Annotated in this window: 18 protein-coding genes and 1 riboswitch; of the genes, 8 read left to right on the top strand and 10 right to left on the bottom strand. The window is 50.4% G+C overall.

Annotated elements, in window-relative coordinates; genetic code table 11:
- Window positions 1–99: 99 nt before the first annotated feature.
- Window positions 100–717: a regulatory protein RecX gene (locus tag EJL91_RS19450; protein ID WP_125143612.1), complete on the bottom strand. Its 618-nt coding sequence runs from the start codon at window positions 715–717 to the stop codon at window positions 100–102.
- A 102-nt stretch (window positions 718–819) separates the two neighbouring features.
- Complete coding sequence (gene recA / locus EJL91_RS19445; protein WP_125143611.1) at window positions 820–1,890, bottom strand: recombinase RecA; 1,071 nt, start codon at window positions 1,888–1,890, stop codon at window positions 820–822.
- A 543-nt stretch (window positions 1,891–2,433) separates the two neighbouring features.
- Between recA and EJL91_RS19440 the strand changes: the two genes are divergently transcribed.
- The 3 genes from EJL91_RS19440 to EJL91_RS19430 all read left to right on the top strand — a co-directional run bounded on the left by EJL91_RS19440 (window position 2,434) and on the right by EJL91_RS19430 (window position 5,295).
- Entirely contained in the window at window positions 2,434–3,780 is a 1,347-nt protein-coding gene (locus tag EJL91_RS19440; RefSeq protein ID WP_125143610.1) for a TrkH family potassium uptake protein, read from the top strand.
- A gap of 29 nt (window positions 3,781–3,809) precedes the next feature.
- Window positions 3,810–4,454 carry a potassium channel family protein gene (locus EJL91_RS19435; protein WP_125143609.1) on the top strand — a complete coding sequence of 215 codons (645 nt, stop codon included), beginning with the start codon at window positions 3,810–3,812 and terminating at the stop codon, window positions 4,452–4,454.
- Window positions 4,455–4,671: 217 nt separating this feature from the next.
- Window positions 4,672–5,295, top strand: coding sequence for an undecaprenyl diphosphate synthase family protein (locus EJL91_RS19430; protein WP_125143608.1), 624 nt, complete (start codon window positions 4,672–4,674; stop codon window positions 5,293–5,295).
- A 99-nt stretch (window positions 5,296–5,394) separates the two neighbouring features.
- On the opposite strand, the gene EJL91_RS19425 is transcribed toward EJL91_RS19430, so the two are convergent.
- The 3 genes from EJL91_RS19425 to EJL91_RS19415 are packed head-to-tail and all read right to left on the bottom strand — an operon-like array spanning window position 5,395 to window position 8,125.
- Window positions 5,395–6,231, bottom strand: a complete 837-nt coding sequence (locus EJL91_RS19425) for an MBL fold metallo-hydrolase (protein WP_125143607.1) — start codon at window positions 6,229–6,231, stop codon at window positions 5,395–5,397.
- Window positions 6,228–7,574, bottom strand: a complete 1,347-nt coding sequence (locus tag EJL91_RS19420; RefSeq protein WP_125143606.1) for a bifunctional folylpolyglutamate synthase/dihydrofolate synthase — start codon at window positions 7,572–7,574, stop codon at window positions 6,228–6,230. The genes EJL91_RS19425 and EJL91_RS19420 overlap by 4 nt, the downstream gene beginning before the upstream one ends.
- Complete coding sequence (locus EJL91_RS19415) at window positions 7,571–8,125, bottom strand: folate family ECF transporter S component (RefSeq protein ID WP_125143605.1); 555 nt, start codon at window positions 8,123–8,125, stop codon at window positions 7,571–7,573. Before EJL91_RS19415 ends, EJL91_RS19420 begins: the two co-directional genes overlap by 4 nt.
- A gap of 78 nt (window positions 8,126–8,203) precedes the next feature.
- Window positions 8,204–8,302, bottom strand: a riboswitch (THF riboswitch).
- 383 nt (window positions 8,303–8,685) lie between these two features.
- Between EJL91_RS19415 and EJL91_RS19410 the strand changes: the two genes are divergently transcribed.
- Entirely contained in the window at window positions 8,686–10,188 is a 1,503-nt protein-coding gene (locus EJL91_RS19410) for an IMP dehydrogenase (RefSeq protein WP_125143604.1), read from the top strand.
- Between the two features lie 141 nt (window positions 10,189–10,329).
- On the opposite strand, the gene EJL91_RS19405 is transcribed toward EJL91_RS19410, so the two are convergent.
- Complete coding sequence (locus tag EJL91_RS19405; RefSeq protein WP_125143603.1) at window positions 10,330–11,220, bottom strand: S8 family peptidase; 891 nt, start codon at window positions 11,218–11,220, stop codon at window positions 10,330–10,332.
- A gap of 248 nt (window positions 11,221–11,468) precedes the next feature.
- A complete protein-coding gene (locus EJL91_RS19400; RefSeq protein ID WP_125143602.1) occupies window positions 11,469–12,428 on the bottom strand; it encodes a polysaccharide deacetylase family protein in 960 nt (319 codons plus the stop codon).
- 352 nt (window positions 12,429–12,780) lie between these two features.
- Here EJL91_RS19400 and EJL91_RS19395 point away from each other — a divergent pair, with 352 nt between their 5' ends.
- The gene (locus EJL91_RS19395; RefSeq protein ID WP_125143601.1) at window positions 12,781–14,187 is read left to right on the top strand and encodes an amidophosphoribosyltransferase; all 1,407 of its coding nucleotides are present in this window, start codon (window positions 12,781–12,783) and stop codon (window positions 14,185–14,187) included.
- A 399-nt stretch (window positions 14,188–14,586) separates the two neighbouring features.
- Window positions 14,587–15,537 carry a DUF4392 domain-containing protein gene (locus EJL91_RS19390; protein ID WP_125143600.1) on the top strand — a complete coding sequence of 317 codons (951 nt, stop codon included), beginning with the start codon at window positions 14,587–14,589 and terminating at the stop codon, window positions 15,535–15,537.
- 369 nt (window positions 15,538–15,906) lie between these two features.
- Here the strand turns inward: EJL91_RS19390 and EJL91_RS19380 are convergent, their stop codons facing one another.
- From EJL91_RS19380 to EJL91_RS19370, 3 genes are read right to left on the bottom strand one after another with little or no spacing between them, the layout of a single operon-like run.
- Window positions 15,907–18,129, bottom strand: coding sequence for a hypothetical protein (locus tag EJL91_RS19380; RefSeq protein WP_125143599.1), 2,223 nt, complete (start codon window positions 18,127–18,129; stop codon window positions 15,907–15,909).
- Window positions 18,126–20,948, bottom strand: a complete 2,823-nt coding sequence (locus tag EJL91_RS19375; RefSeq protein WP_125143598.1) for a DUF6603 domain-containing protein — start codon at window positions 20,946–20,948, stop codon at window positions 18,126–18,128. The genes EJL91_RS19380 and EJL91_RS19375 overlap by 4 nt, the downstream gene beginning before the upstream one ends.
- 35 nt (window positions 20,949–20,983) lie before the next feature.
- Window positions 20,984–21,547, bottom strand: a complete 564-nt coding sequence (locus tag EJL91_RS19370; protein WP_125143597.1) for a hypothetical protein — start codon at window positions 21,545–21,547, stop codon at window positions 20,984–20,986.
- 164 nt (window positions 21,548–21,711) lie between these two features.
- Here EJL91_RS19370 and EJL91_RS19365 point away from each other — a divergent pair, with 164 nt between their 5' ends.
- Complete coding sequence (locus tag EJL91_RS19365; RefSeq protein ID WP_125143596.1) at window positions 21,712–24,720, top strand: DUF6765 family protein; 3,009 nt, start codon at window positions 21,712–21,714, stop codon at window positions 24,718–24,720.
- Window positions 24,713–25,390 carry a hypothetical protein gene (locus EJL91_RS19360; protein ID WP_125143595.1) on the top strand — a complete coding sequence of 226 codons (678 nt, stop codon included), beginning with the start codon at window positions 24,713–24,715 and terminating at the stop codon, window positions 25,388–25,390. The genes EJL91_RS19365 and EJL91_RS19360 overlap by 8 nt, the downstream gene beginning before the upstream one ends.

The following is a 25,390-nucleotide window of genomic DNA, read 5'->3' as shown; positions in this document are numbered from 1 at the left end:
GGACTTTTGCCCTGCCTCAGCCGGAAAAAACTTCTCACGGAATCACCGGAGGCAGTCACGTCTTTTTTCGTCACTATTTAACAAAGGATGGAAAATCCGTTAAATCATGTAATCCTCTTCTCCAAATGTTCCCATTGCGTTTCGTATTTCTTCATAGGAAAAACCTTTTCTCATCAGATATGCCACGTGTTTCTGGCGTTCCTTCTTGTCCGTGCATCCCGGGTCGTACCGTCTCTTCTTCAACAAATTCGTAATCTGACCGGAACTGTCGGCCTGAAGCTCATTACAGAACTCTTCCACCGTTCTCTTGTCGATCCCCTTCTTCATTAAAGAAGTAATCAGTTCCGTCCTGCTCTTTCTGTTCCCGTACAACTCCACATAGTTCCTCGCGTACTCGCGGTCATCCAGATAATGGTATTGTTTCAGAAAATCGATCGCTTCGGTGATGGCCGTCTCAGGATAAAAGCCAGATTTCAGTTTTCTCCTCACTTCACTCTCTGTCCTGCCGGAACATTTCAGGAGGTAAAGGGATTTCTCCCTGGCTCTTTTACAGATGACGCTGTAAAGTATCTCCCGGTAAACCGGTTCGGCCAGTTCTCCGCCCGTCTCTATATTGTAATGCCGTATCTCCCCATTATATAAAACAAAGGCAAAGTCTCCATCAATGAAGACTTTGCTCCTTCGTTTATCAAGGGGCTCAATTCTGTCTACTGTCATCTCAAGCCTCCTGAACAGTTACTCTCTTTTTACAAATTCTGATTCATATGCGGATGGAAACTCCTGCCCTTCCGGACGTCAGCTCCTCCGCTTGCTTCGTATCTATTCGGCGCCGGCTTTCTTCTCTACCGGCGGTAAAGTCCCGTCCTTCTTCTCTGCCGCGCCAGCCGCCGCACCTTCACACAGCCCGTACTTCTCGCGTACTTTAGCCTCGATCTCGGCACACAGTTCCTGGTTAGCCATCAGGAAGTTCTTTGCATTCTCTCTACCCTGTCCGATCTTGCTGCCTTCGTAAGCATACCAGGCGCCGCTCTTCTCCACAATATCTTCTTTAGCGGCCAGATCAAGGATATCTCCCTCCTTGGAAATTCCCTTGCCGAACATAATATCAAACTCTGCCTCTTTAAAAGGCGGGGCAATCTTATTCTTGACCACCTTAACACGGACACGGTTGCCGACCATCTCGCCGCCCTGCTTAAGCGTCTCAATTCTTCTGACATCCAGACGTACGGAGGAATAGAACTTAAGGGCACGTCCGCCTGTGGTGGTCTCCGGGTTTCCAAACATGATTCCGACCTTCTCACGAAGCTGGTTGATAAAGATAACGGTACAGTTGGACTTGCTGATGACAGCGGTGAGCTTACGGAGAGCCTGGGACATCAGTCTGGCCTGAAGACCTACATGGGCGTCTCCCATCTCGCCGTCGATCTCCGCCTTCGGAACAAGGGCGGCAACCGAGTCGACAATGACGATGTCAATCGCACCGGAGCGCACCATCGTCTCGGTGATCTCTAATGCCTGCTCGCCGTTATCCGGCTGAGAAATATATAAGTTGTCAATATCTACTCCGATATTACGCGCATAAACGGGATCCAGGGCATGCTCGGCATCGATAAAGCCTGCAATTCCGCCTCTCTTCTGTACCTCAGCAACCATGTGAAGTGCAACCGTAGTCTTACCACTGGACTCCGGTCCATAAACTTCCACGATTCTTCCCTTCGGCACACCGCCCAGGCCCAGCGCAATATCAAGGCTGAGGGAACCGGTCGGAACTGTCTCTATATTCATGTTGGCTCCGGAATCTCCCAGTTTCATCACGGAACCTTTGCCGTATGCTTTTTCTATCTGTGTCAGTGCGGCATCGAGTGCCTTCATCTTGTCATCTCTGTTCATCTCATCCTCCAATGATCTCTCAATACGAACAAATGTTCTTTTCTTGTTCTTATAATAGTATAAGTGGCTTAAAATGTCAACCTTTATTTTCCCGGTTTTACGCGGATGCCACAGTCAGAATTACTGTCCAAGCGGGTCTTATTCCGATGGGTGTTTATGTGTGCTTTTTGTATGAAATCCGTGATATGCGGCATGAAACGGCTTTTTTAGCGTTTCCGTGCATCGTAAAACACAGTTATGGGCACGGTAGTTAACGACAGCCGGTCAGAACGGCGGTACACAGCCGACAGCGGGCACCGCAAGACATGTTGTAAAAACTTTATTTTCAGAAGTAAGAGCATTATATCATTTCCCGGGCCGTCTGTCCACAGAGATTCCTGTATACAATCCCTCCTCATTCCGGGAGACAGGCGGCGGTATTACGGGCCGCTGTAATAATGATGTAATAATCATTACATTTTCTTACGTTGACATCTCTGGCGGTTCTTTATATAATCAATAGGCAATAATAAAATAAAAGAATTTAGGAGCTGAAAAATCAATATGATTGGAAAACAAGTGTGGTCGCTGACTCCGGCCAAGATTATTCTTGGTGGTTTTTTCCTTATTATTATCACAGGAGCTGTTCTTCTGAGCCTTCCTATTGCATCGAAGACCGGTGAAGCGACTCCATTTATAGATGCTGTGTTTACGGCCACCTCAGCCACTTGTGTGACCGGCCTGATCGTTCATGACACCTATACTTACTGGTCCACTTTCGGTCAGGCGGTTATCATTATACTGATCCAGATAGGAGGCATGGGCGTTGTGACGCTCGCTATCGCTATCACCATCCTGTCGGGCAGGAAGATCGGTTTGAAACAGCGTTACGTTATGCAGGAATCCATTTCCGCCCCGCAGGTAGGAGGAATCGTCCGCATGACCAGCTTTATCGTGAAAGGCACGATCTTTTTCGAGGTCATGGGCGCCGTTATCATGGCATTCCAGTTCTGCCCGCAGATGGGAGTCCTGAAGGGAATCTGGTTCTCCGTATTCCACTCCATCTCCGCCTTCTGCAACGCCGGGTTCGACCTGATGGGAGGCACCAGCGGTCCCACCTCTTCGGTTACAAGCTACACGGGAAATCCCTTTATCAACATTCCGATCATGCTTTTAATCATTATCGGCGGTATTGGTTTCTTTGTATGGGATGATATTAAGACCCATAAGCTCCAGCATAAATATTACCATTTACAGACTAAGATCGTTCTCACCACGACGATCTGTCTGATTATCTTTCCGGCCCTGTTCCTCTTCCTGTTTGAGTTTACCCGGGACTGTTGGGACGGACTGACGCTCCAGGATCGTTTTATGGCTTCCCTTTTCCAGTCGGTTACGACAAGGACGGCCGGTTTTAACAGTGTGGATTTAAACCTTCTTTCGGAAGCGGCCCAGCTGCTCATCGTCATCCTGATGATTATCGGCGGTTCACCGGGTTCCACGGCAGGCGGTATCAAGACGACTACATTTGCCCTGGCCATTCTGTGCATACGCTCCGCGTTCCAGAACCAGGAGAGCATCCAGTGCTATAAGAGAAGGATTCCATACGATATCCTCCGAAACGCTATTGCAATACTGGCGATGTATATTTCCCTGATGCTGACAGCCACCTTTCTCATCACCTGGCTGGACGACGTCAACCTGATGGAGGCGGCCTTTGAAACCACATCGGCTATTGCAACCGTCGGCCTGTCACTTGGCATTACGGGCCATTTAAGCGTATTTTCAAAAATCATTTTAATTTTGCTGATGTATTTCGGCCGTGTCGGCGGCCTCACTATGCTTTATGCACTCACAAACAAAAAGAAGCTTCCGGTGCTCCTTCCCCAGGAACGCATCACCGTCGGCTGATTATCATAAAATTTGGAGGATATTTTATAATGAAAACTGTTCTTATCATCGGTCTGGGCCGTTTCGGCTCCACTATGGCAATGAAACTTCACGAGCTCGGACACGAGGTTATGGCTATCGATACTTCTGAGGAGAGAATCAACGCTGTCCTGCCTTATGTCACCAGCGCCCAGATTGGCGACTGTGCTAATGAACAATATATGAGTTCCCTGGGAATCCGAAACTTTGATGTCTGCGTCGTGGCAATTGGGGATAACTTCCAGAGTTCTCTTGAAATCACCTCCCTTTTAAAGGATTTGGGCGCTAAATTCGTCCTCTCCCGCGCAAGCCGTGACATTCACGCAAAATTCCTCCTGAGAAACGGCGCCGACCAGGTGGTTTATCCTGAAAAAGAGATGGCGGTCCGCTCCGCTGTCCGTTACAGCTCCGATAATATTTTCGACTACATTGAGCTGACCCAGGAACACTCCATTTATGAAATTCCTGTTCCCGACGCGTGGATCGGTAAAAGCATCGTCGATATGAATGTCCGTAATAAATACAATATCACTATCCTGGCTATCAAATACAGCGATACCCTGCATCCGCTTCCGGGGGCCAGCTATGTATTTAAGCCGGGTGACATCCTGGTGATTCTCGGAGCGAACCGCGATATCAACCGCTTCGTCCATTAAACATACAAATGCCCTTACCGCCGGATTTGCAGTAACCGGTGGTAAGGGCATTTTTTATTTGTCAGGAAAGTTCACTGTTTCACCGCCGTCTCCGGCTCCCGCCCTGAATATTTCTTCCATTTTCCGGCAATACTCCACACAAGATAATTCCCCCGGCCCCTGCTCGGCCGCCGTACGGGAGTTTGAGGAAATTTGAATGATAAGCGGAGGAAATAAAATGAGAGTACCGGAACACGTTGGGATTATCCCCGACGGAAACAGAAGATGGGCCGTCGGAAACGGCCTGAAAAAGGAAGACGGATATGAGCGCGGGATATCTCCCGGCATGTCGCTGTTCCATACCTGCCAGAAGCTCGGGGTGAAAGAAATGTCCTTCTACGGTTTCACCGCGGATAACACAAAACGCCCCTCACTCCAGCGCCAGGCCTTTACAAAGGCCTGCATTGCCGCGGTAAAGGTGCTGTCCAAGGAGGACGCCAGCCTGCTTGTGGCGGGAAATACCGAATCTGCCATGTTTCCGGAGGAACTGCTGCCCTACACGACGCGTAAGGTCTTTGGAAACGGCGGTATGAAGATTAATTTTCTTGTTAATTACAGTTGGGAATGGGATCTTGGATTTAAGAAAGGAAATGTTGGCCCAAAACTTCAGACCTCTGATATCTCCCGGATCGATCTGATTATCAGGTGGGGAGGAAGAAGAAGACTGTCCGGTTTTCTGCCGATTCAGTCGGTTTATTCCGATTTTTATGTGGTGGATGATTATTGGCCCGATTTCACTCCGCGCCATGTGGAGGAGGCATTTGCCTGGTATGGAAAACAGGACGTGACACTGGGAGGTTAACGCATTACGTGTTCTCCCGTGCCCGTCAGCATGCTATGCGGCGCGCGAAACGGAAAATCTCCATCCCGCACAGCACAGCCCCGAATTTGCCTGCATCGCTCATCCGAGTTCAATCGTCATTCCCGTCTCAGCCAGGCGGCATCCGGCTCCGAATGCCGCTTTCATCCGGCCGATGGCCTCAATGCCGGTACAGTGGACCGGTATAAGGATATCAAAATCTCTTTTTCCAAGCTCTTCCACCGTCTGTGTAATCCGCTCCCGGGACGCCCCGGCCAGATGCATCCCTGCAAAGACACTGTGTATTTTCTGCCCCGGAAAGGACTGTGAGACGTATTCCAGGCAGTTTAATATACCCGGATGACAGCAGCCGGCAAACAGGCACAGCCCCTTTTCCGTCTCAAATACGAGCATCTGCTCGTCGCTCATGTAATCGGGAATCTTCTCCGTTCCGTTGTCTATGTAGAACCAATCCGGCTTTTTTTCAAGCCCCGGCGTATATGGGATATCTCCTATGACCGACACTCCGGGAGCTATCTCTTCCTTGCTCTGAGTCAGGCGGACAGCGCTCTCTATCAGTTCCCGTTTCCAGGGAATACCGATGATACGGTATGTTCTGTGATCGGAATTAATCGCCGACTTGTCCAAAAACGCACTCTCCCTGATATAAACAGGAGGCAGCTCCTTCCCGCTCTTCTGATACTCCCTGGCCAGAAATTCAAGGCCTCCGCAGTGGTCAAAATGGCCGTGGCTCAGGATGATACCCGTAAGATCCGTAAGCGGCACGTGTAGCAGCGCCGCGTTCTTCATGAACACATCCGTCTGCCCCGTATCGAAGAGCCAGCGCTTTCCCTCATGCTCAATCAGAAGGGAAAGGCCATGCTCCGCAAGGAAACCTCTTTTCCCCGCCGTATTTTCATTTAGTATTGAAATTTTCATACTGTTTCCTCATTACTGTCCGTTGATTCCCGTACGGTTAGAGAGCCGTCTTCAAGGCCCAGCTCAGCCGCACACTGTCTGAAGGTGCGTTCCGCCTCCTCATACATATAAAGCGTTCCAAGCGCAACGAGAGGTTTTCCTGTCTTTACACTGTCTTCCAGCGCGCAGAGCGCCGCTTCCCTGAGCGTATCGAAAGACCTGGCCTTTTCCACGCCGTGCTTTTTAAAACTGTCCGCCAGTTTTTGAGCCGGCAGGGCTCTGGGGTTATTCGGCGTAACGGTGTACACGGTTTCCGTATAAGGTTTCAGCATCTCAACCATTGCATCGTACTCCTTGTCCGCCATGACTCCCATGAAAATATTGACCGTTCCGCCCTTAAAATAAGTTCGGATGCTCTCCACGGCAACCGTCATACCCGCCATATTGTGAGCTCCGTCATAGATTGTGAGCGGATTTTTCAGCAACGTTTCAAAACGGGCCGGCCAGGACACGGCTTTCATTCCCTGCCTCACCGCCTCGGCGCTGACGGAAATGCCTCTTTTTTTCATAACGGACAGGGCCGTAAGCGCTACCGCTGCATTGGACGGCTGATATAATCCTGGCAGAGTAAGTCTCACTTTCTTATATTCATTAAAATCAAAGGAGCAGCCTCCCAGATCTGTTTCCACATTCTGCAGCGCGCCGTAGTCAACCTCTGTTAATTTTGCCTTGTTGAGCTTCGCCTGCTCTACGATAACCTGCCTGGCTCCCTCTCTTGTCCCACCGAAAATAACAGGGCAGCCGGGTTTTATAACGCCCGATTTTTCAAAAGCGATCTTCTCTATCGTGTCCCCCAGGAAGCCCATGTGATCCAGCTCCACATTTACAATAATTGAGACAAGCGTTTCCTTCATTGTATTCGTCGCATCGAGTCTGGCTCCCATGCCGGTCTCGCAGATAACGACGTCGCATTTCTTCTGGCTGAAAAACTTCATGGCTGCCGCAGACAGGATTTCAAATTCCGTCGGCTTTTCCTTCATCGTATCCGCCAAAGGACGGATAAAGCCGATGACATCCGCAAAACTCCTGTCGTCAATAGGCTTTTTCTCAAGGTGGATGCACTCATTCATCTTTCTGATATAGGGCGATGTAAAAAGCCCTGTCTTATAACCTGCCGCATCCAGAATGGATTCCAGCATAGCGCAGACGGAACCCTTTCCGTTGGTTCCCGTCACATGGATAATTTTCAGTTCGTTCTGCGGATCGCCGAGAAGGGCAAGCAGTCTGCTTACCCTCTCCAGTCCCGGCATGGTGCCGGGAGAAGTCGATTCTTTTATATAGGTTATTGCCTCTTCATATTTCATCTGTCTTTCATCCTTTCAAGCTGTCTGCCAAACGCCTTGTTGCGCAGGAGAAGGTAAATAATATATCCTTCCGCACAGCCGATTACAATGTATAACGGCACTCGCAGGGCGATCATCTGCAGCGGATAGCCAAAATAAATACGCAGGCCGATGGATTTGATGATCATTGAACCGATGACATGCGCTGCACCCACCGATGCCGCAAGCCTCAGTTTCGGTTTGGAACGGAAGCAGTTTTTGTATACAAGGCCTGAGATAAATCCCACCGATGCCGCTCCGGCCGTGATGATCGGATTAATCGCATATCCGACCAGAAGGCAGCCGATCAGGTCGGCGCACGCCCCCACCGTAAGTCCGGCAATAGGACCGAAAAAGATTCCCGCCATCAGCACTGTAAGATTTTCAAAACTGATGCGGAACGGCCCGGCCGTGAATGACAACTGTTTGCCCAGCACAATACTGAGCGCAATAAACAGCGCCATCATGATAAGTACCTGCAGACTCCCGAAAGAAGCCCTTGTTCCCGTTTTTGCTGTCTGTCTTGTTGACATAAAAAATAACCTCCTTTTAACCTTGCTCATATAGCAAGTAAAGAAGGCCGCTTTCAGCGTTTCCATTCCACTGCTGTATGAAGCAGGATGCAGAATACGAACCGCAAGCCTGGGCTTTTCGCTCAGCCGGCAACTCCCCGTCCGGCCAATACTTAACGCTCGTATCCTTACTCTTCAGATGTCCTAATTATATCGCCGATTGCATCCGTAGTCTATTGAAAATGCACTGAATCACGGCTATTTTTCTTCATTTTGTAAAGTATTTTGTATAAATTCCGACAAAACACGGGACTCATTTTACCTCTTCCCATATAAAACCGGATAGAATGCCGGAACCAGCCGCCGTTTGACTTTATTTTCCCCGGCTTCTCCCCATATTGCGGCAGGGAATCCGCCGTACGCGGACAGATTCCGCGTACAAACTATCTGAACTGTTTAAATAAAATTATATTCATCCTGCCCCATTGACGGCAGAGATCCAGTTCAGTATAATAATAAAAAATAGGTAAAATGGTAATGAATAATACAAATAAAGTTAAGAGATAAGGAGACGAATCATTATGGCAATTTACATGAACGAACCTTCCCACACATTCGGTGAATATCTGCTGATTCCGGGATACTCATCCACGAAGTGCATTCCGGCTAATGTCAGCCTGAAAACTCCTCTGGTTAAATATGCAAGGGGCGAAGAACCGGCCTTGAGCCTGAATATCCCCATGACCTCCGCTATCATGCAGTCGGTATCCGATGACAATATGGCTATCGCGCTGGCAAGAGAAGGCGGGCTTTCTTTTATTTACGGTTCCCAGTCCGTCGAGAGCCAGGCACAGATGGTATCCCGCGTGAAGAACTACAGGGCGGGTTTTGTCAGCAGCGACTCCAACATCACTCCTGAAAATACCCTGAAGGACATTCTGGATCTGAAAGAGCGGACAGGCCATTCCACTGTTGCCGTAACTTCCGACGGAACGGCCGGAGGCAAACTTTTAGGCATTGTAACAGGCCGTGACTACAGGGTGAGCCGTATGTCTCTTGACACAAAGGTCGGTGAATTCATGACCAACTTTGAGCATCTGATCTGGGCCGATGAAACCACTACCCTGAAAGAAGCCAACGACATCATCTGGGAACATAAATTAAACAGCCTGCCGATTATTGACAAGGAGCAGCGCCTTGTTTCCATGGTATTCCGCAAGGATTACAACTCCCATAAAACCAATGAAAATGAACTGATTGATTCCTCCAAGCGATATTTGGTTGGCGCCGGAATCAATACAAGGGATTATGCAGAACGCATCCCGGCGCTTCTGGAAGCCGGAGCCGATGTGCTCTGTATCGACAGCTCCGAAGGTTTCTCCGAATGGCAGAAGATCGTAATTGACTACGTCAGGGAAAATTACGGAGACACCGTCAAGGTTGGAGCCGGAAACGTTGTGGACAGCGAGGGATTCCGTTTCCTGGCTGAGGCGGGCGCGGATTTTGTTAAAGTTGGCATCGGCGGTGGCGCCATCTGTATTACAAGGGAACAGAAAGGCATCGGACGCGGACAGGCTACCGCCCTGATCGAGGTTGCCAAGGCGCGTGACGATTACTATAAGGAAACAGGTATCTATGTGCCAATCTGCTCGGACGGAGGCATCGTTCACGATTACCACATCACCCTGGCTCTGGCAATGGGCGCCGACTTCCTGATGCTTGGAAGATACTTTGCCCGTTTTGACGAGAGCCCTACCAAAAAAGTGAATATCAACGGAAGCTATATGAAGGAATACTGGGGCGAGGGAAGCGCCAGAGCCAGAAACTGGCAGAGATATGACCTTGGAGGCGACGCAAAGCTCTCCTTTGAAGAGGGTGTGGACTCCTTTGTACCTTATGCCGGAAGCCTGAAGGATAACGTGGGCCTGTCCCTGAGCAAGGTCCGCTCCACCATGTGCAACTGCGGCTGCCTGACTATTCCGGAACTGCAGAAGAATGCCAAGATGACCCTGATCTCCTCCACCAGTATTGTCGAGGGCGGAGCCCATGACGTTATGCTGAAGGACAGCAGACAGATTATGTAAGCGATATAAGGTACGTTTTCGAACCTTACACCGCCTTTAAATGAATATTTTTACAGCCAGTCAATAAGGGCCGGTGTTTTTTCCAGAAAGGTCTGGAGAAAGCATTGGCCTTTTCTGAAAAATCCTTTTTCTGAAAATTTCTTAATTCACCAGGCGTTCTACATCTAAAAGGCCCCAGCCCTGCTGGTTATGGGGAAGTCCCAGATCGACGGCCCTCTCGCGCAGCCTGAGTTTTACGTCCTTATTGCTCATCCACGGATATTTTTCCAGCAAAAGGGCAATCGCCCCTGAAACCAGAGGCGTTGACATGGAAGTACCGCTTTTGACAGTGTATCCGTTCTGCCGGTTGGCGCAGCTTATAATACTGGAGCCGGGAGCCACAATATCAGGCTTGCATACGCAGGCGCTGGTGGGCCCCCGGCCGGAATAGTCAATCATGCGGCTTCCCGCCACATCCACTTCTTTATAATCATCGGAGCAGCCTACCGTGATTACCTTACGGCTGATTCCCGGCGTCGTGATCGTATGCTGCCCCGGCCCATTGTTGCCTGCGGCCACCACCACGACAAAACCCGCATCCCAGGCGGCATCAACCCCTTTAACAAGAGCCGAATCCTCGCTCATCCCTTTCCTGCTGAAGGAGCCTACCGATATGTTGATGATCCTGATGCCAAACTCCTGTCTGTGCTTTTCAACCCATTTAAGTCCGGACAGCACATCGGAAGCAAAGCCGTTTCCTTTCTGATCCAGAACCTTCACACTGATCAGGCTGCATCCGGGCGCAACACCCTGATATCTTCCTTCGGAGGCCAGGCCTCCCCCTCCGATAATTCCCGAAATGTGTGTACCGTGACCGTTGTCGTCATAAGGCAGGAATCTTCTCTTCAGCATATCGTTAAATACGACAACTCTATTTTCAAAGTCCATATGGGGAAAGATCCCCGTGTCCAGGACTGCTACACCTACGCCTTTTCCAGTCAGGCCAAGACGGTATGCCCCGTCGCAATGTATCCATTTTTTTGCCTGATCCACAAAATATGCCCAGCTTTCTTCCTTCTTTACTTTAGGATATTCCGGTGGGACGGTTTCTGGGAGTAAAGAATGCTGAAAAAAATACTTTTGCATGGGACGAAGATTGCAAAAAGCAGCAGCACAGGCGGGAACTCAACGTTTTCCATCCTGTGCTGCTGCTTTTTATCAATTTAATTTATGACGATACCTTACTTCATAATTACCGCTATGCGATGCGCGGAAACGACAGAAAACACCGTTTCGCTCTGCTACTTGCGGAAGCTGTAGTAAATCCCCTTATTACTGAGGCCGCCTCTGAACCTTGCCAGTTCACTGACTGTTACCAGCTGGTATCCCTGCTCGGTGAGCGCCGGAATCAGCGCTACGGCGGCGTCACCGGAAGCTGTGTAAAGCTCGTGCATGAGTACGATATCGCCGTCCTTTACATTTCCGAGCACCGACTGGATAGTTTTTTGTGCATTCTTTGTCTTCCAGTCCAGGGTATCGATATTCCACATGATAATCGGCTGATTGATGTTAGCCAGTACCGTGTTGTTCTTGCTGCCCCCCGGAAGACGTACAAGAGCCGGAGACTCGCCTGTGACCGCGGCTACCGCCTGATTGCCGCGCTCTATCTGACTGCGAATCTGGGCTGCATCCAGCTTATTCAAATATTTATGCTCATATGTGTGGTTGCCGATTTCGTGGCCGTTGTCATGCATCCTCTTGATTTCCGTCTTGTAGGACGCCACGCGGTTGCCTACAACGAAAAATGTAGCCCGTCCGTTATTCTGTTCCAGACTGTCCATAATTCTGTTTCCAACCGGCGCATAAGGGCCGTCGTCAAAGGTCAGGGCAACCATCGGTTTGGCCGGATCAAGATAGCGGCCTCCACTCGCAACAAGTCCCGCCGTCGATTGGGCGGGCTGTTGTTCCGGCTGGACCGGCTGCTGCTCCGGCTGAACCGGCTGCTGTTCTGCCTGTCCCGGCTGCTGTTCTGCCTGTCCCGCCTGCTGTCCCGCCTGCTGCTCTGCCTGTCCCGCCTGCTGTTCCTGATTCTGGGCTCCAGGACCCGTGGCTTCATTCTTTGTACTTTCCGCTATCGTTGTATCGGACGCCGGACCGGACGGCCCGTCCGCATACGAAGCAGGCGCCGCTACAATCATAAAGGCCGCTGCCAGAAGCATGGCCGCAAATCTTTTTCCTGTTTTTCCGTTTAACTTAATCATTTTCCTCTCCTCAACTTAGAAAATTTTCTGTTGCCAGCAATATGATGAAAATCTGCAAAGCGCGTTTTCCCTCATATTGCACCAATTGTACCACATGCGTTCCCTCAAAGGAACCCCGTTTTAAGCGAATTACAGTATTTCCACTGCCTTTTTCTCCCAATCAGTGCATTATCATGAAAACCGGGGTTATCTATTAAAATTTTTAATAAATAAAGTCTATTGTCCAATCCCCCTAATATATGCTATGATGAAAATGATGTTCTTATTCTTATAAGCATGCAAAAATTTTGTATCTTCAAATATAAGAGCGAGATAAAAAATAAACTTACCAAATATTGAAAGGAAGTTAAAAATGGGTGGATTTTTCAGTGTTGCATCTAAGACAAACTGTACGATGGATCTCTTTTTCGGCGTAGATTACCATTCTCATCTTGGAACAAGAAGAGGCGGTATGGCCGTCTATGGCCCCGAGGGTTTTAACCGTTCAATTCATAATATTGAGAATTCTCCGTTCCGTACTAAATTCGAGAGGGATGCGGAAGAACTGAAGGGCAATATGGGTATCGCCTGTATCTCCGATATGGAGCCTCAGCCGCTCTTAATCCAGTCCCATCTGGGAAGCTATGCCATCACAACGGTCGGTAAGATCGCCAACCAGGAAGAACTCGTAAGAGAAGCCTATGAAAAAGGCCACATTCATTTTCTTGAGATGAGCGGAGGCAAGATCAATTCAACCGAGCTGGTTGCCGCTATCATTAACCAGGCTGAATCCATCGTGGACGGTCTACTGCTGGCCCAGGAAAAAATTAAGGGCTCTATGACTATCCTGCTGTTAACCCCCGAAGGCGTCTATATTTCCAGGGACAGGCTCGGCCGCACTCCCGCCGTCATCGGAAGAAAAGAGGGCGCATACTGTGCTGCCTTTGAAAGTTTTTCCTTTATTAATCTGGGCTATTCCGACTATCGGGAACTGGGCCCGGGTGAGATCGTCCTGATGAGAGCAGACGGCATTGAAGTTTTAAGCCCTGCCAGGGAAGAAATGAAAATCTGTTCCTTCCTCTGGGTATATTACGGATACCCGACCTCCTCTTATGAGGGAATCAACGTGGAGGAGATGCGCTATAACTGCGGCCGTATGCTGGCCAAACGCGATCATGCGCAGGCAGACCTGGTAGCCGGCATCCCGGATTCAGGTATTGCCCATGCAATCGGATATGCCAACGAGTCCGGCATTCCGTTTTCACGACCTTTCATTAAATACACTCCAACCTGGCCGCGTTCCTTCATGCCGACCAGCCAGAACCAGAGAAGTCTGATCGCCCGTATGAAACTGATTCCGGTTGACTCCCTGATCCGAGACAAGAGCCTTCTCTTAATCGACGACTCCATTGTGCGCGGCACGCAGCTCAGCGAGACGACGGAATTTTTATATCAGAGCGGAGCCAAAGAGGTCCATATCCGACCTGCCTGTCCGCCGCTTTTATTCGGATGTAAGTACCTGAACTTTTCACGTTCCAACTCTGATCTGGACCTGATTACCCGAAGGATCATAAGGGATCGCGAGGGCGACAACGTATCGGCCGAGGTCCTGGCAGATTACGCAGATCCCGACAGCCAGAATTATAAGGACATGATAGAATGCATCCGTAAAAAACTCAATTTCACAACACTTCAGTACCACAGGCTTGACGATTTGGTCGCTTCCATCGGGATTTCGCCATGCAAGCTCTGTACCTATTGCTGGAGCGGGAAAGAGTGATATCAGAGACTTTTTAAACATATAGAGAGGCTGCCCAAATGTTTGTTTTGCGTTTGGGCAGCCTCTTTTCAGGGGGTTTTTTGAGAAATGAGAACGCCGCCGGGACGGGCGGGGGCGGGATGGTGAGGGGGAGGTTGTGAGTCTTCAGTCCCGTCAACAACCTGCCCGTGGGGAGAAAACTAAATACCATTTGACAAATTCCTCCTTATCCACTACAATAGGGATGAAATACAAATTGATTCTTTTATTTATCGGGACTCCTGCCCGGATGTTCCCTTCGTAAATAAGAGCCATGAATCTTTACAGGATGCGTGGGTCTTTTTTTATTTTCAGGATTTATCCTGCGGATAAAAAAGCTGCGCATATCTGCATTATGCAAATACCTGGAGGATTGATGTTATGAGCTTTTATAAGACCCTGGACTTGATTATGAAACAGGATATCGGAGGACGCGGCCTTTTGGCCTCGCTTCCCGCTTCGCCGCTTACTGAGACGGCCTCTGTCCTTGCAGACGCCAAACGCGCGGTGATTTTGACCGGTTTTCCGGTCCGCCTGCCGGACGGAACCTTTGTCGGCGAAACGGACGGTCCGTCCGGCACCGCAAACCTTGCTTCGGCGCTGACAAATACCGGGTGCCAGACCGTTGTTGTTACGGATGCCGCTTCCTACCCTCTTTTAAAAGAGGCGTTGCATTTTGCCGCTCCCAGAGCTTCTCTCGCACTGCTTCCGGACAATAACACGTTATCTTTTATCCGGACGGTTCTTTATGAATTCAGGCCGACACATTTTATCAGCCTGGAACGGCCCGGAAAAGCAGCGGACGGCCATTACCACAATATGCGCGGCGAAATCATCGATGATATGATTGCGGATTCCTCTTCCTTCTTATCTGAAGCAAAAAAGAGCGGAGCGCATACCATCTCAATTGGAGACGGAGGCAACGAGATGGGAATGGGCGCTTTCCGCCGTCAAATCCTTGAAAATGTTCCCTGCGGCAGTGAAATCTGCGCCCTGGAATCGGCCGAACTTGCTCTGGCAAGCGGCGTTTCCAACTGGTGGGGTTGGGGGCTCTCCGCTCTCCTCTCAATCAATACCGGCCGTTTCTTACTTCCTTCGGAGGAAAAGGAAACCGAACTTCTCCGGCGTGTCGTGGATGCCGGCGGCGTAGACGGGTGCACGAAACAAAGGACCCTGTCCGTAGACCATCTGGATCTGGCTACCCATCTGTCTGTTCTGCGAGCTGTGACGGAACTGACAAAGAGAACTCTGGAAGAAATGAAAGCCAAACCGTTTCTCTTTATTCCAGACGACAGGCGTAAAGAGCGGCATTTGATGTTAAATTACAGATAGCAGAACCGTTTCAGGCATGGAAATCAGTAATAAAAGACGGCTGTTACACCAACAGGAATGATAATCAGCAGGCTCTGCCGGCAGATTACCAACTTTAATAAGAGTAAGGTTAATCAAGCGGCCATAGGCACTTTGATACCTTACTCTTATTTTATTAGCTGTCATCTTTATTCCCTTTATCTGCCCTGGCATGTGTGCCCCAGCCAGATGGCGGTTCCGACGAATACATCACCCGGCATATTCCCGCTCGTGACCGGGATTAAATTTTTTACAATGAAATTCCCCTAGGTCAGCATGGACAGGTCAAGGCCGGCTTCTGCCGCATAGGCCGGAACATGGGATGCGAAGATCTTTGCCGGGATGTAGTGTCTATTTCCGTCCTCTTCTGCAGATTTCTCCAGTGGCAGGATTCTGTATCATTTCCAGGGCCATATGAGCTGATGTCACCGTACAGCCTTGTTTCTCCATGCCGGGCAGCATTTTTTTTATATTTTCTGCAGTCCCAGCCCAGTCCAAAACTCCCAGTGTATCATTTCGCATCGCAACACCGGCATAAATTTTATCCTCATCATAGAGAGAGCCGTCCGTCAGGTTCCGCAGCAGTTTCCGGTAACCACCCTGAGGATTTGACTCAAACCCAAAGTGCATCCCTTCCGGCGGCTGGCCAATTTCCAGGCTGACGCATTCTCCCGCAAAGATTCCCAGAAGCACATCCGGCCCCAATGTTTCCAGCCGCAGAGGCACCAGCGGTTTGGTCTTTTTCAGATCCGCGAACGCCCGGAATTCCAGCCCCCGCCATCCGGCCACCATTTCCGATCGAAGAAGAAAGCCGGTGCTTACAAATTCATTTTCCCCGTCCTTAGAATACGGTCCTCTCCCATAGCATACATTCATTGCCTGTTCTCTCCTGGTTCTCATCTCTTCCTCCATAGCCTCTCCCCGAATTCCCTGGAGCTTTGGCCGTACCTCCATCCTGCTTTCAAAAACCTTCTCCAGAATCTGTTCAATCAGCTGGCTGTCGTGGTCATAATCCACATCATAAAGACGGCCCAGGCTCATGGCGCCGTCCAGCAGGGCTGTCAGCCAGTCATGGTCCATATAAAAAAAACGGATGGTCTCCTGCGGAAGGAACCACTGGCCAGGGATCAGGTACCGATAGGGGACTCCGTACAGCAGGCTCCATTTTGCAAGAGTATTTCGTATAATTTCCGGGATCTGTATTCCGCCGCCTTCCTCCGTCAGGAATTCAAAATGCCCTTTCCCAGGGAGCGGGAGGGAAACCAAGCTTTTGCTTCTCTGCCCGCTCCTCCGGCCGGAAAGGGAATTCTCTTCTCTCCCCAGGATCAGCCGGGCCGCCAGTTGGTCAAAGGATTCCTCCATTCCTGTAAGTCCTTCGTTTCCGGCGGAGTCCCAAGTCCCAGACCTCATCAGCGCCGAACGGATTAACCGCCGGTTGTGGCGCCTTGCCGCTTCCCGTTTGTTTTCTTCCCGAAAACTTCCCAGAGCTCCTGCAAAGACGCCGTCCTTTAATGCCATCATCCTTCCAAGATTAAACGCGGCGGCCACACTCACGTCAAACATCCCCATTTCCGGCTCATAGACCAGGCCGGCGTCGGAGAACAGCCGGTATGGCTCCCCCCGCATCTTTTGCTTCCAGGGACGAAATGGCCCATGGTACCAGGATACGCTGTTCCCGCCGTCCCTCAGACTGTGATTGAGAGGCACATACCCTTGCTCCAGCAGGCCTTCGGCCCGCTCTCCCGCTTTTGGTGGAATGGGGGCGGCTAATGGGCCGGCCCTTAAGCCTTCAAACAGAGCCCGGAAATTGTATTCCTCCTTTTTGGAATAAAAGCTCCAGCTTCCCAGCACTGGCAGGCGGACAGGTCCTTCCTGAGTCACAGAACATTTTCTTTCCTTCAGAAAAGTCCCTGCCCCCTCCATGGACACCAGATAAACCGTATTCTTAAAACCGTTCCCTTCTGCACCGGACCGTGGCAGCCGGTTGGCTGCCACCACGGCCAGCCAGTCCTCCACCACCTGCTCCTCCGTGACCTTGTCCTTCCTGCTGGTGAACCGGGAGTGAACCGACAGCTCCATATCCTTTGCCGATGGACATACCTGCCCAAAGAGCTCTGCAGGTATCACCAGCTCTATATAGCTGTCTTCCTCCTGGTTTTGCCGGCTTTCGCCTGCTTCATAGGCTCCCTCCTGCCGCCTCACAGTCCTCAGCACCAGCTGTTCCTCCTCCTTCTCAGAAAAAAGGAGCAGAGCCAGCCAGGGGGCCTCCGGGCATTCTGGAATTTTTCTTTCCCATGGAAGAGTCCGCCTCTTTAGTACCATATTTGGTACTACCATCTCGAACATTCCGAAACTGTCCCGCGGCGGATAAACGGAATAAATCTGTTTCGGGTCCATGGTGAAAGGATCAGCCTCACAGGAAAACACCAGCTCTTCCGGCCTGATTATGCTGTCCTTAAGCGTTTCTCCGCCGGAAACCTCCTGGGTCACCGCAATGCGCCAGGTACCGGGAGATAAAGCCGGTTTTGTTTTAGCCGACAGTTTTATTTTTCCAGCTTCTATGTTTTGGTTCATCCACATTCCTCCCTGCAAATTTCCTTCGCTCCGATCCTGCCCAGAACAGGCTCTGAGTACATCATTTCATCCAATGAACTGACCCATCCGGATATATGGATTTCCTCTTCCCTGCAAATGCCGAAAAACTCCCCAAGCTCATCCAGAATCTGCTTTCTCTGGCCGCCCAGCACCCCAATGGATTCCTCAATCTGCTTCAGCCTGTTTTCCCCGGGATACTCCTTAGGGTCAACAGGATCCGGATTCAGAAATTCATAGCTATGGGGAGTTAAATGTTCATTCCGGCACAGGATTTCCATGTCATAGAATTCTATTCCGTTATCCGGAAGCACTCCCTCCGGTTCTTTTTCTTTACAGGTCAGGACCATTCCAGCCGGCACCTTCTGTTTTAAAGTTTCCGTATCATCGGGCAGGGGCTTTTTCACGTCCCAGATGGCCCTTGGGACATTCTCAAACAGTGCCCAGGCCTCTACAGAGTCCAATTCTTCCCGCCGCCTCAGCCCATGATCCAGGCCGGGTTCCGGAGCCAGCCGGACTTCCAAAACACTGTCCATGGTACTTATCCCCATAGGCAGAATTCCCAGATCCCGTGTCTCAGCCAGAACGGAGTCCCTAAACCTCACACCGGTGCAGAGCATTTTGGAGGTAATCTCAAACTGCATATGGTCCGAATCCATCAGGAGGCATCCTCCTATTTTCCGGACTCCCAGGCTGCCTTTGGCCGCTTTTATGGAGATCAGACGCCGTCCCGCCGCCTCCTTACTTCCGGAATCCACAAGCGGTTCTTCTTTATTTTCCTTCAGGAACTGATCCACAAAAATATCCCAGCCGATCACACCAGGTGACGGACGTCCTTCCCCAAACTTTATGGTAAAAGATATCACAAACCAGGAAATATGGGCTCTGCCGCCAAAGGGCGGCCCCCAAAGATCCAACGCAGCTCCCAGCTCCACCGTAAATGTTTTATAAAACGGAAAAAAATCCCACCGGTAGCTGGCTCCCACAGAAACCCCCACGGAAATTTCATACAGAAACGGTTCCCACTGCATGAAAAATTCCGCCCATACCCGCAGCCAGGCCTTCAGCCGTTTCCACTCATAAGTCAGCCCCAGATTTCCCCCCATCATCACACCGGAAGGGATCAATGCAAAGTAAAATTCTGCCGCCAGAGTCAGCTCATTGCTCATTTTCCAGTTGACGCCGATCCGGTCCGCCTTCGGGTAATGGCTGACGAAAAAACCACTCCGGTATCCTCCCAGTGTAATTACAAAATCTCCGGCGTGTTCATTTTCACCATACCAAAGAAAAAACGCAAATCCCCCCTGGGGCCTGCAGTCCCGGCTCAGCAGATAGCTGGAGCTGGACAGGGCTCCTTCCACACTGAACAGACCGTCATCCGGAGCAAGCACTGCCTTGATGGCCAGCTCAATATAGGCCATGGGCGTGCCGGAACCGGCCGGCATGGATAATTTGGATATTCCCAGGAAGGAAAGCTCAAACCGGTCCCCGAATTCCAGATTGACCAGCGCAAAGCTCTCCACAATCCCAAAAGAAGTAAACCGGATTCCCACAGAAAGAAAATACTGGTTATTCTGCGGTTTTATGTACTCGTTCATTGCCACAAGAACCTGGGCGGGTGTCATGGATGCCTTCAGATCTCCCTTTCCCATGGCCGCGGCCACAAAGGGGAATTTTCCTGCATCCTGTACCCTGGAGGGAAGGCGGATGGTCCGGTTATAACCAAAGCCGCCCGCAATGCCGGTGACAAAAAATGCCGGAGGCCCTCCAATGGACGCCTCCAGGAGAAGCCAGGCAAACAGGGATGGTTTCCCTCCTGCCAGCTCCCCATAGGAACACAGGGCTGTCAAGCCAACATCCTGAAATCTCACCATCACCTGGCCGGAATATATACGCTCTTCCCGGCTGCCCGAAAGATAAAGCCCGCCGCTGATGGACAGGGGCGGCTTCGATACGGTGACCGCAATACCACTCAGTCCGTAGTCCACAGTTTTTCCAGCCTTGAACGGCAGGGACAGGGAAAGCCCCATAAATTCCAGCATAAGCACAGACAGGCGTACGCCGGCATCCACAAAGACCGCCGCGCTGCCTTCGTCCATGGAAAACCCCAGCCTGGACAGGTGAAGGGGACCGGCGTCCTTTCCCACATCCAGCCAGTGGACGGACGGCTCATCCCCCATTGCCGCCCCCTCTCCCATAGCCGCCGGCATTTTTTTCTCCATGGATACGGGAATTTCAATCCGTGATTTAAGAAGCTGCAATTCCGCCAGGGCTTTGATTTTCACGGTTTTATCCGGCATCAGCTCCACAGTAAACCGTCTCAGACTGATAAAATCCTCTTGGTTGGCCCCGCTTCCCAAAGCCGGAAGCTCCCGGAAATAAAACCGGGCCTGCAGCTCCAAAGCAAATGCCAATGCCGTACCGGCCTCCTTCTTTTCCGTCTCAATCTGGAAGCTGCCGTAAGAACTTGCTTCCATACGGAAGCAAAATCCACTCCGTTTAAAAAAGTAAGTAAGTGATACGGCGGTGAGCCGAAGATCAAACTGCTCCATGGTGTCCGGCACGCCAAACCCAACCGGGCTATCCGTAAATACATCGGATAGCCCGTCCAACTGTAATTCCTCTTCCCCTCCTCCAGAGGTCCATTCTGCCCGAAGGGCGCTGTCTGCCCCACCATACTGGTAGAGCAGACGAAAGGGAAGGGAACCGATGGTGATATCCGCTCCCGCAAGGATCTGGAGATTTACTGCCCTGGAAACGGCTTGTCCCGCAAGGGTCTTTCCTCTATTCCTCTCTTCCACTCGGATTTCCCCCTCCTTATCTTGTCCGGCGCCTTCTACTCCACTCCCAGATATGTATCAAAATCGATGATTCCCATACGCTCCAGAACCGACTTCCGGTCTGTATTCCAGATTCCCATGGACAGCTTTTTTACATTAAAGAATGTCATTCCTTCCGGAAACAGCTGGCTGGTATCCACATTCAATTCGAAGGCATACTCCACCTGCTCGCCGGTGCTGAGATAGAGAAATGCCTGACTTAATTCCACTGAAATGGATTCATAATCAATATTTTCTACCGTTGGAGCAGATTCGGTCCGGCTGGCCTCGTCCACATCCTTTACGGCCTCGGCCACCTTGGCCGGATCCAATTGCGCTGCGCTTGGGTCGTATCCCTTTAAAAATAAGTTAATGTCATCAATCATTGCCTTGATGGTCATTCCCCCGCTGGGGGTCTTGTCCGTGGGCTTCACGAGGAATGTGTTTTTCGTTCCCTCCTTCCGGTACAGGGCCACCAGATTAGTGCCCACCAGGGTAAAGGTTACTGCCGCTTGTGCGTTGAACTGTAAAAGTCCCACCGGCATGTCCATCAATTCCAGGGTTCTGTTTTCTTCTGACATAGCAATTCCTTCCTTTCTTTTTTTTCTTTCTTTGGTATTACATTAATATGTTTACGAACTTTTTGTCATAAATATGACAAAAAGTTCGTATATTTTAATAGTACATATTAAAAGTCTTAAAATTTCAATGTATTCCCAATAGGAATTCGAAAGGAGGAACTCTTATGAAGCAGGCTTATGATCTGTCCGAAGACAAGCTGGAGCAGGAACTCAGAAAGCAGGCCATTACCCGGGGCGGATTTCTGGAGCTGGACTTTTCCGATCCACTCCATTACGAGTTTTATGTAAACAGCTTTGGAGGGGAGGAAAGGCTGAAGGGACAAGCTCCTGTTTTTTATGGAATGCTCCAGGAACGGAGAGCTTGTGATCTTCTGAAAGGCATTGGGCCGGAGCCGGATTTTCTATATGCAAAGACAAAAATTCCATTGGAGGACTATTCCATTGTGTCAAACATTGACACACAGACCTTCCAGGCCCTGAAAGATGACCCTGGTTCCAATGACGAACCTGCATTTTATCACAGGATAAAAGGAACCCTGGAGGCCTCCTATTCTTCCAGGCCGGTTGCGGTCACCCATATCAAAGGCAGGATTAAGGACTGTGATACCGGACAGTATATCCAGGAAAAGTCAACACGGATTTATCCTGATAAGGACTGTATGTATTCCATGAACATTGATGTCAATGTGCCCGATAAGAAATACAAACGGGAACACCCTTACCGTACCACCGGCCTCTTTACGGCCATGGCCCCCCTAAAGGACGGGAATGCCCTGATGTCCGCCCAGTACGCGTCTTCCCTCACCTACACAGTCAGCTCAAACGATGATATTATGGAAATCCAGCGGAATGATCCAAGGATCATAAACGCCGCGTCCCGGTCCAAGTATAAGAATGAAATCTGCATCTCCTATCAGCGCAGCGGCATACTGGAGTCGCCTGACTACCCCTATTCTGTGGATTTGGAACATGTTATAAAGGATATGCCCGTATATTTGGATCTCTCCTTTACTGTGGAATTGCGAAACGGCGCTTACTTTAAACCCGATGCCCGAAAGAGCTATTTCTTTAAAGACAGTGATCCCCAGATTTATCTGTCCCGCTTTAACAATGAAACCGAGGAAGTCATCGCAGAAGGGCGGGCCTTACTCTTTCAGGACTGGATCAGCTTTACCGATGAAAATGTCAAGGTTATAAAAAAGGATAAAAACCAGAATGCCACTAAGCTGGAACTGACTTTTCCAAAAGAATGGAAGGCCAATCTCCATAAAGAAGATTTTTTAGATACCGGCACCTTTGCGGATTTCTACGCCATGGTCTCTTTCAATACCTGCAACAAAGACAGCCAGGGTATCTACTACGACGAAGCCACCACCATATTCATCCGCTTCCTGACCGAAGGGGACGACCGCTCCAATCCCACCAAACCGGGTATCAACAGCGTACATGTCCCCCGGCTTTACTATCAGTGGGGATGCTTTGGAGAGGACACACTCCTTGAAGGAGAAAACGGCCCCCTGCAAGCCTGTGAGGTAAAACTCCATGACCGCCTGAAATCAAGGGACGGCAGCCTCATAGAGGTGGAGGATGTTTTAAGCGGCAATGAGCCGGAAATTCTGCACATTTCCCATGAAAAAGGCAGCATCTGTCTTACGCCGGACCACACCCTCTTTGGAGAAGATGCCGCTCCCATGGCCGCAGCCGATGCCGTAACAGGTACGAAGCTTTTATATCTGGACCCGGAAACAGGAAAAGAGATCCTGACAGCCGTTATGGAGCACACCATGGTTCCCTACGGAAAAAAGGTATATAATTTCCGATTTTCAAAGCCGGAATATCTCATAGCAAATGGACTCCTGGCCGGTGATTTCGGCTGGCAGCAGAAAATCCGGCCCAATGCCGTGCCAATCAGTCCCCGTCTGGAAAACGCGCGTATCCGGCAGGCCTTAGACGAACTGGACGCCCTAAACGGTCCGCACATCACAGCCGGGCAGAAAAAAGCCCCCGATCCGGTTTTCTCCAATCAGCCGGAATGTCTGTCCCTGCATTATTATGCGTTGAAAGCCCTGGCCACTCACAACGGACTGTATTCGGATGAGGATGCCCAGACCATTGCCGAGTACTGCCAGTATCTTGCCGACAACGCCACCACCGGCGGGCTCCGGGTTCAGAATATTCCTGCGGTTTTGAACAAGACAGGCCTCTGTATCCCCTGCCCCGATGAAACTGGGCCTGCATTTATCATCCCAATTATCCCGACCGCCATGGAAAACTGGTATAACGATCAGGAGCTGATCAGCAAGAAACCGGCCCTGCTGCCAAAAGATCCTAAAATTCTTGGATTGGAGTATGACGTTCCGGCCGACATTCTGGCTCCGTTTCACTATCCGCCCGCATCGGGGGAGAATTCCCGGACAGAATTTGACTCTCCGTATGTGGAACGCCTGCTGACCGCGGTGCAAAAGCAGGCAATGAATCATGGGTTAAACCGGAAGACCCTCCAGGCCATGGGCATTGCGCTCCACATTCTTCTGGACAGCATGCTCCATGAAGGCTTTTCCCCGTACCATGACTGGCAGAATCTCGGCCGCATCCAGCAGGTCATCGGGCCCGACGGAAAGGATATCACTTCGAATTATCCGCCTTACAACAAAGACGGAATGCCGTTTCCTTACGGGGAATACGACGAAAACGCCGTTTATCCGGCTGGAATCAAAGAAAACGGCAGCGCCTCCCACTGCTCCCACGCAAGATATTCCTACATTTTTCCTTTGGACATAGGGGAGCTTCCTATGGATTCCACCGGAATTCCCCAATACAGCGGCTACCAAAACCGGGTAAACAGCCAACGCTATGTCCGGGCCTGCAAGCGGATGATGCAGTTTCTGGCCGCCTGCCAGAACAAGATGTTTGACGACGTGACCTGGAAGAAAATTCTTGCCCCGGTTCTGGAGGCAACCTTTAACAAGGCAGCGGAAACACAGGAGGATCTGAAAACGCTTTGGAAGGATACGTTCCCGGTTCCCACCTTTGAGTATGACAAAACTACTGTTTATAAACGGCTGACGGACGGCGATCCTCATGAGACTTCCGAGGGGAAAAAATATGACGAATTTTTCCAGTTCACGCTGCTGCTGTACCGTTTAAAGAAAGGAGTGGATCTTTTTGACTGAACAACTGCTGAGTATCACATATGAATTTACAGAAACAGATCACCTGCAGGTAACCGCACATGCAGAGAAAACCGATGGTACCGGTTCTGAAACAGAGCCCCGTGGTACCTTAAAGCTTACCCTCAAGGATGGTAAAACCGGCCAGATCCTTCAGGAAAACTCCGGAAGCGGTTTCCTTCCATTGGATTGCTCCTCAACGTTAAATATTTCCACAGCCAGTAAAAAGGGGGGCTCTTATAAAGCCCTGGTCCAATGGACCCCCATAGGAGGCCTCACCAAGAGGAAGCAGCTCTTGATTGAAATAGAAGGCTACGAGGGAAAGATTTTACCCTACTTCCGTTATACCTTAAACGCGAAAGCTTCCACTGGGCGGACGGCGCTCTGCTCCCTCCAGGACACCATATTCTGTCTGAATACGGCGGACGGCTATGAACTGACAGCAGAACCGGAACATGTCCTTTTGGAATACATTTCCAGGGACGGCGCCGTGTGCACCTATTCCGGAGAAGTATTTTGGGACGGCCATGGTCATTCTTTTCCTGAGCAGTGCCTCATTCCGGACGACAGCGCCCTTCCTCTGGCTCTGACCGTCTCCTGTGAAGCAGCCTTCCAGAAAAAGGGCCAGCCTCTAACCAACCGTAAAACCGCGCTGAAATTCTCCACAGTATAA

Source organism: Clostridium transplantifaecale (assembly GCF_900626075.1).
GTDB lineage: Bacteria > Bacillota > Clostridia > Lachnospirales > Lachnospiraceae > Otoolea > Otoolea transplantifaecalis.
Note: the sequence above shows the minus strand (reverse complement) of the source record. Positions and strands in the feature narration are given on the sequence as shown.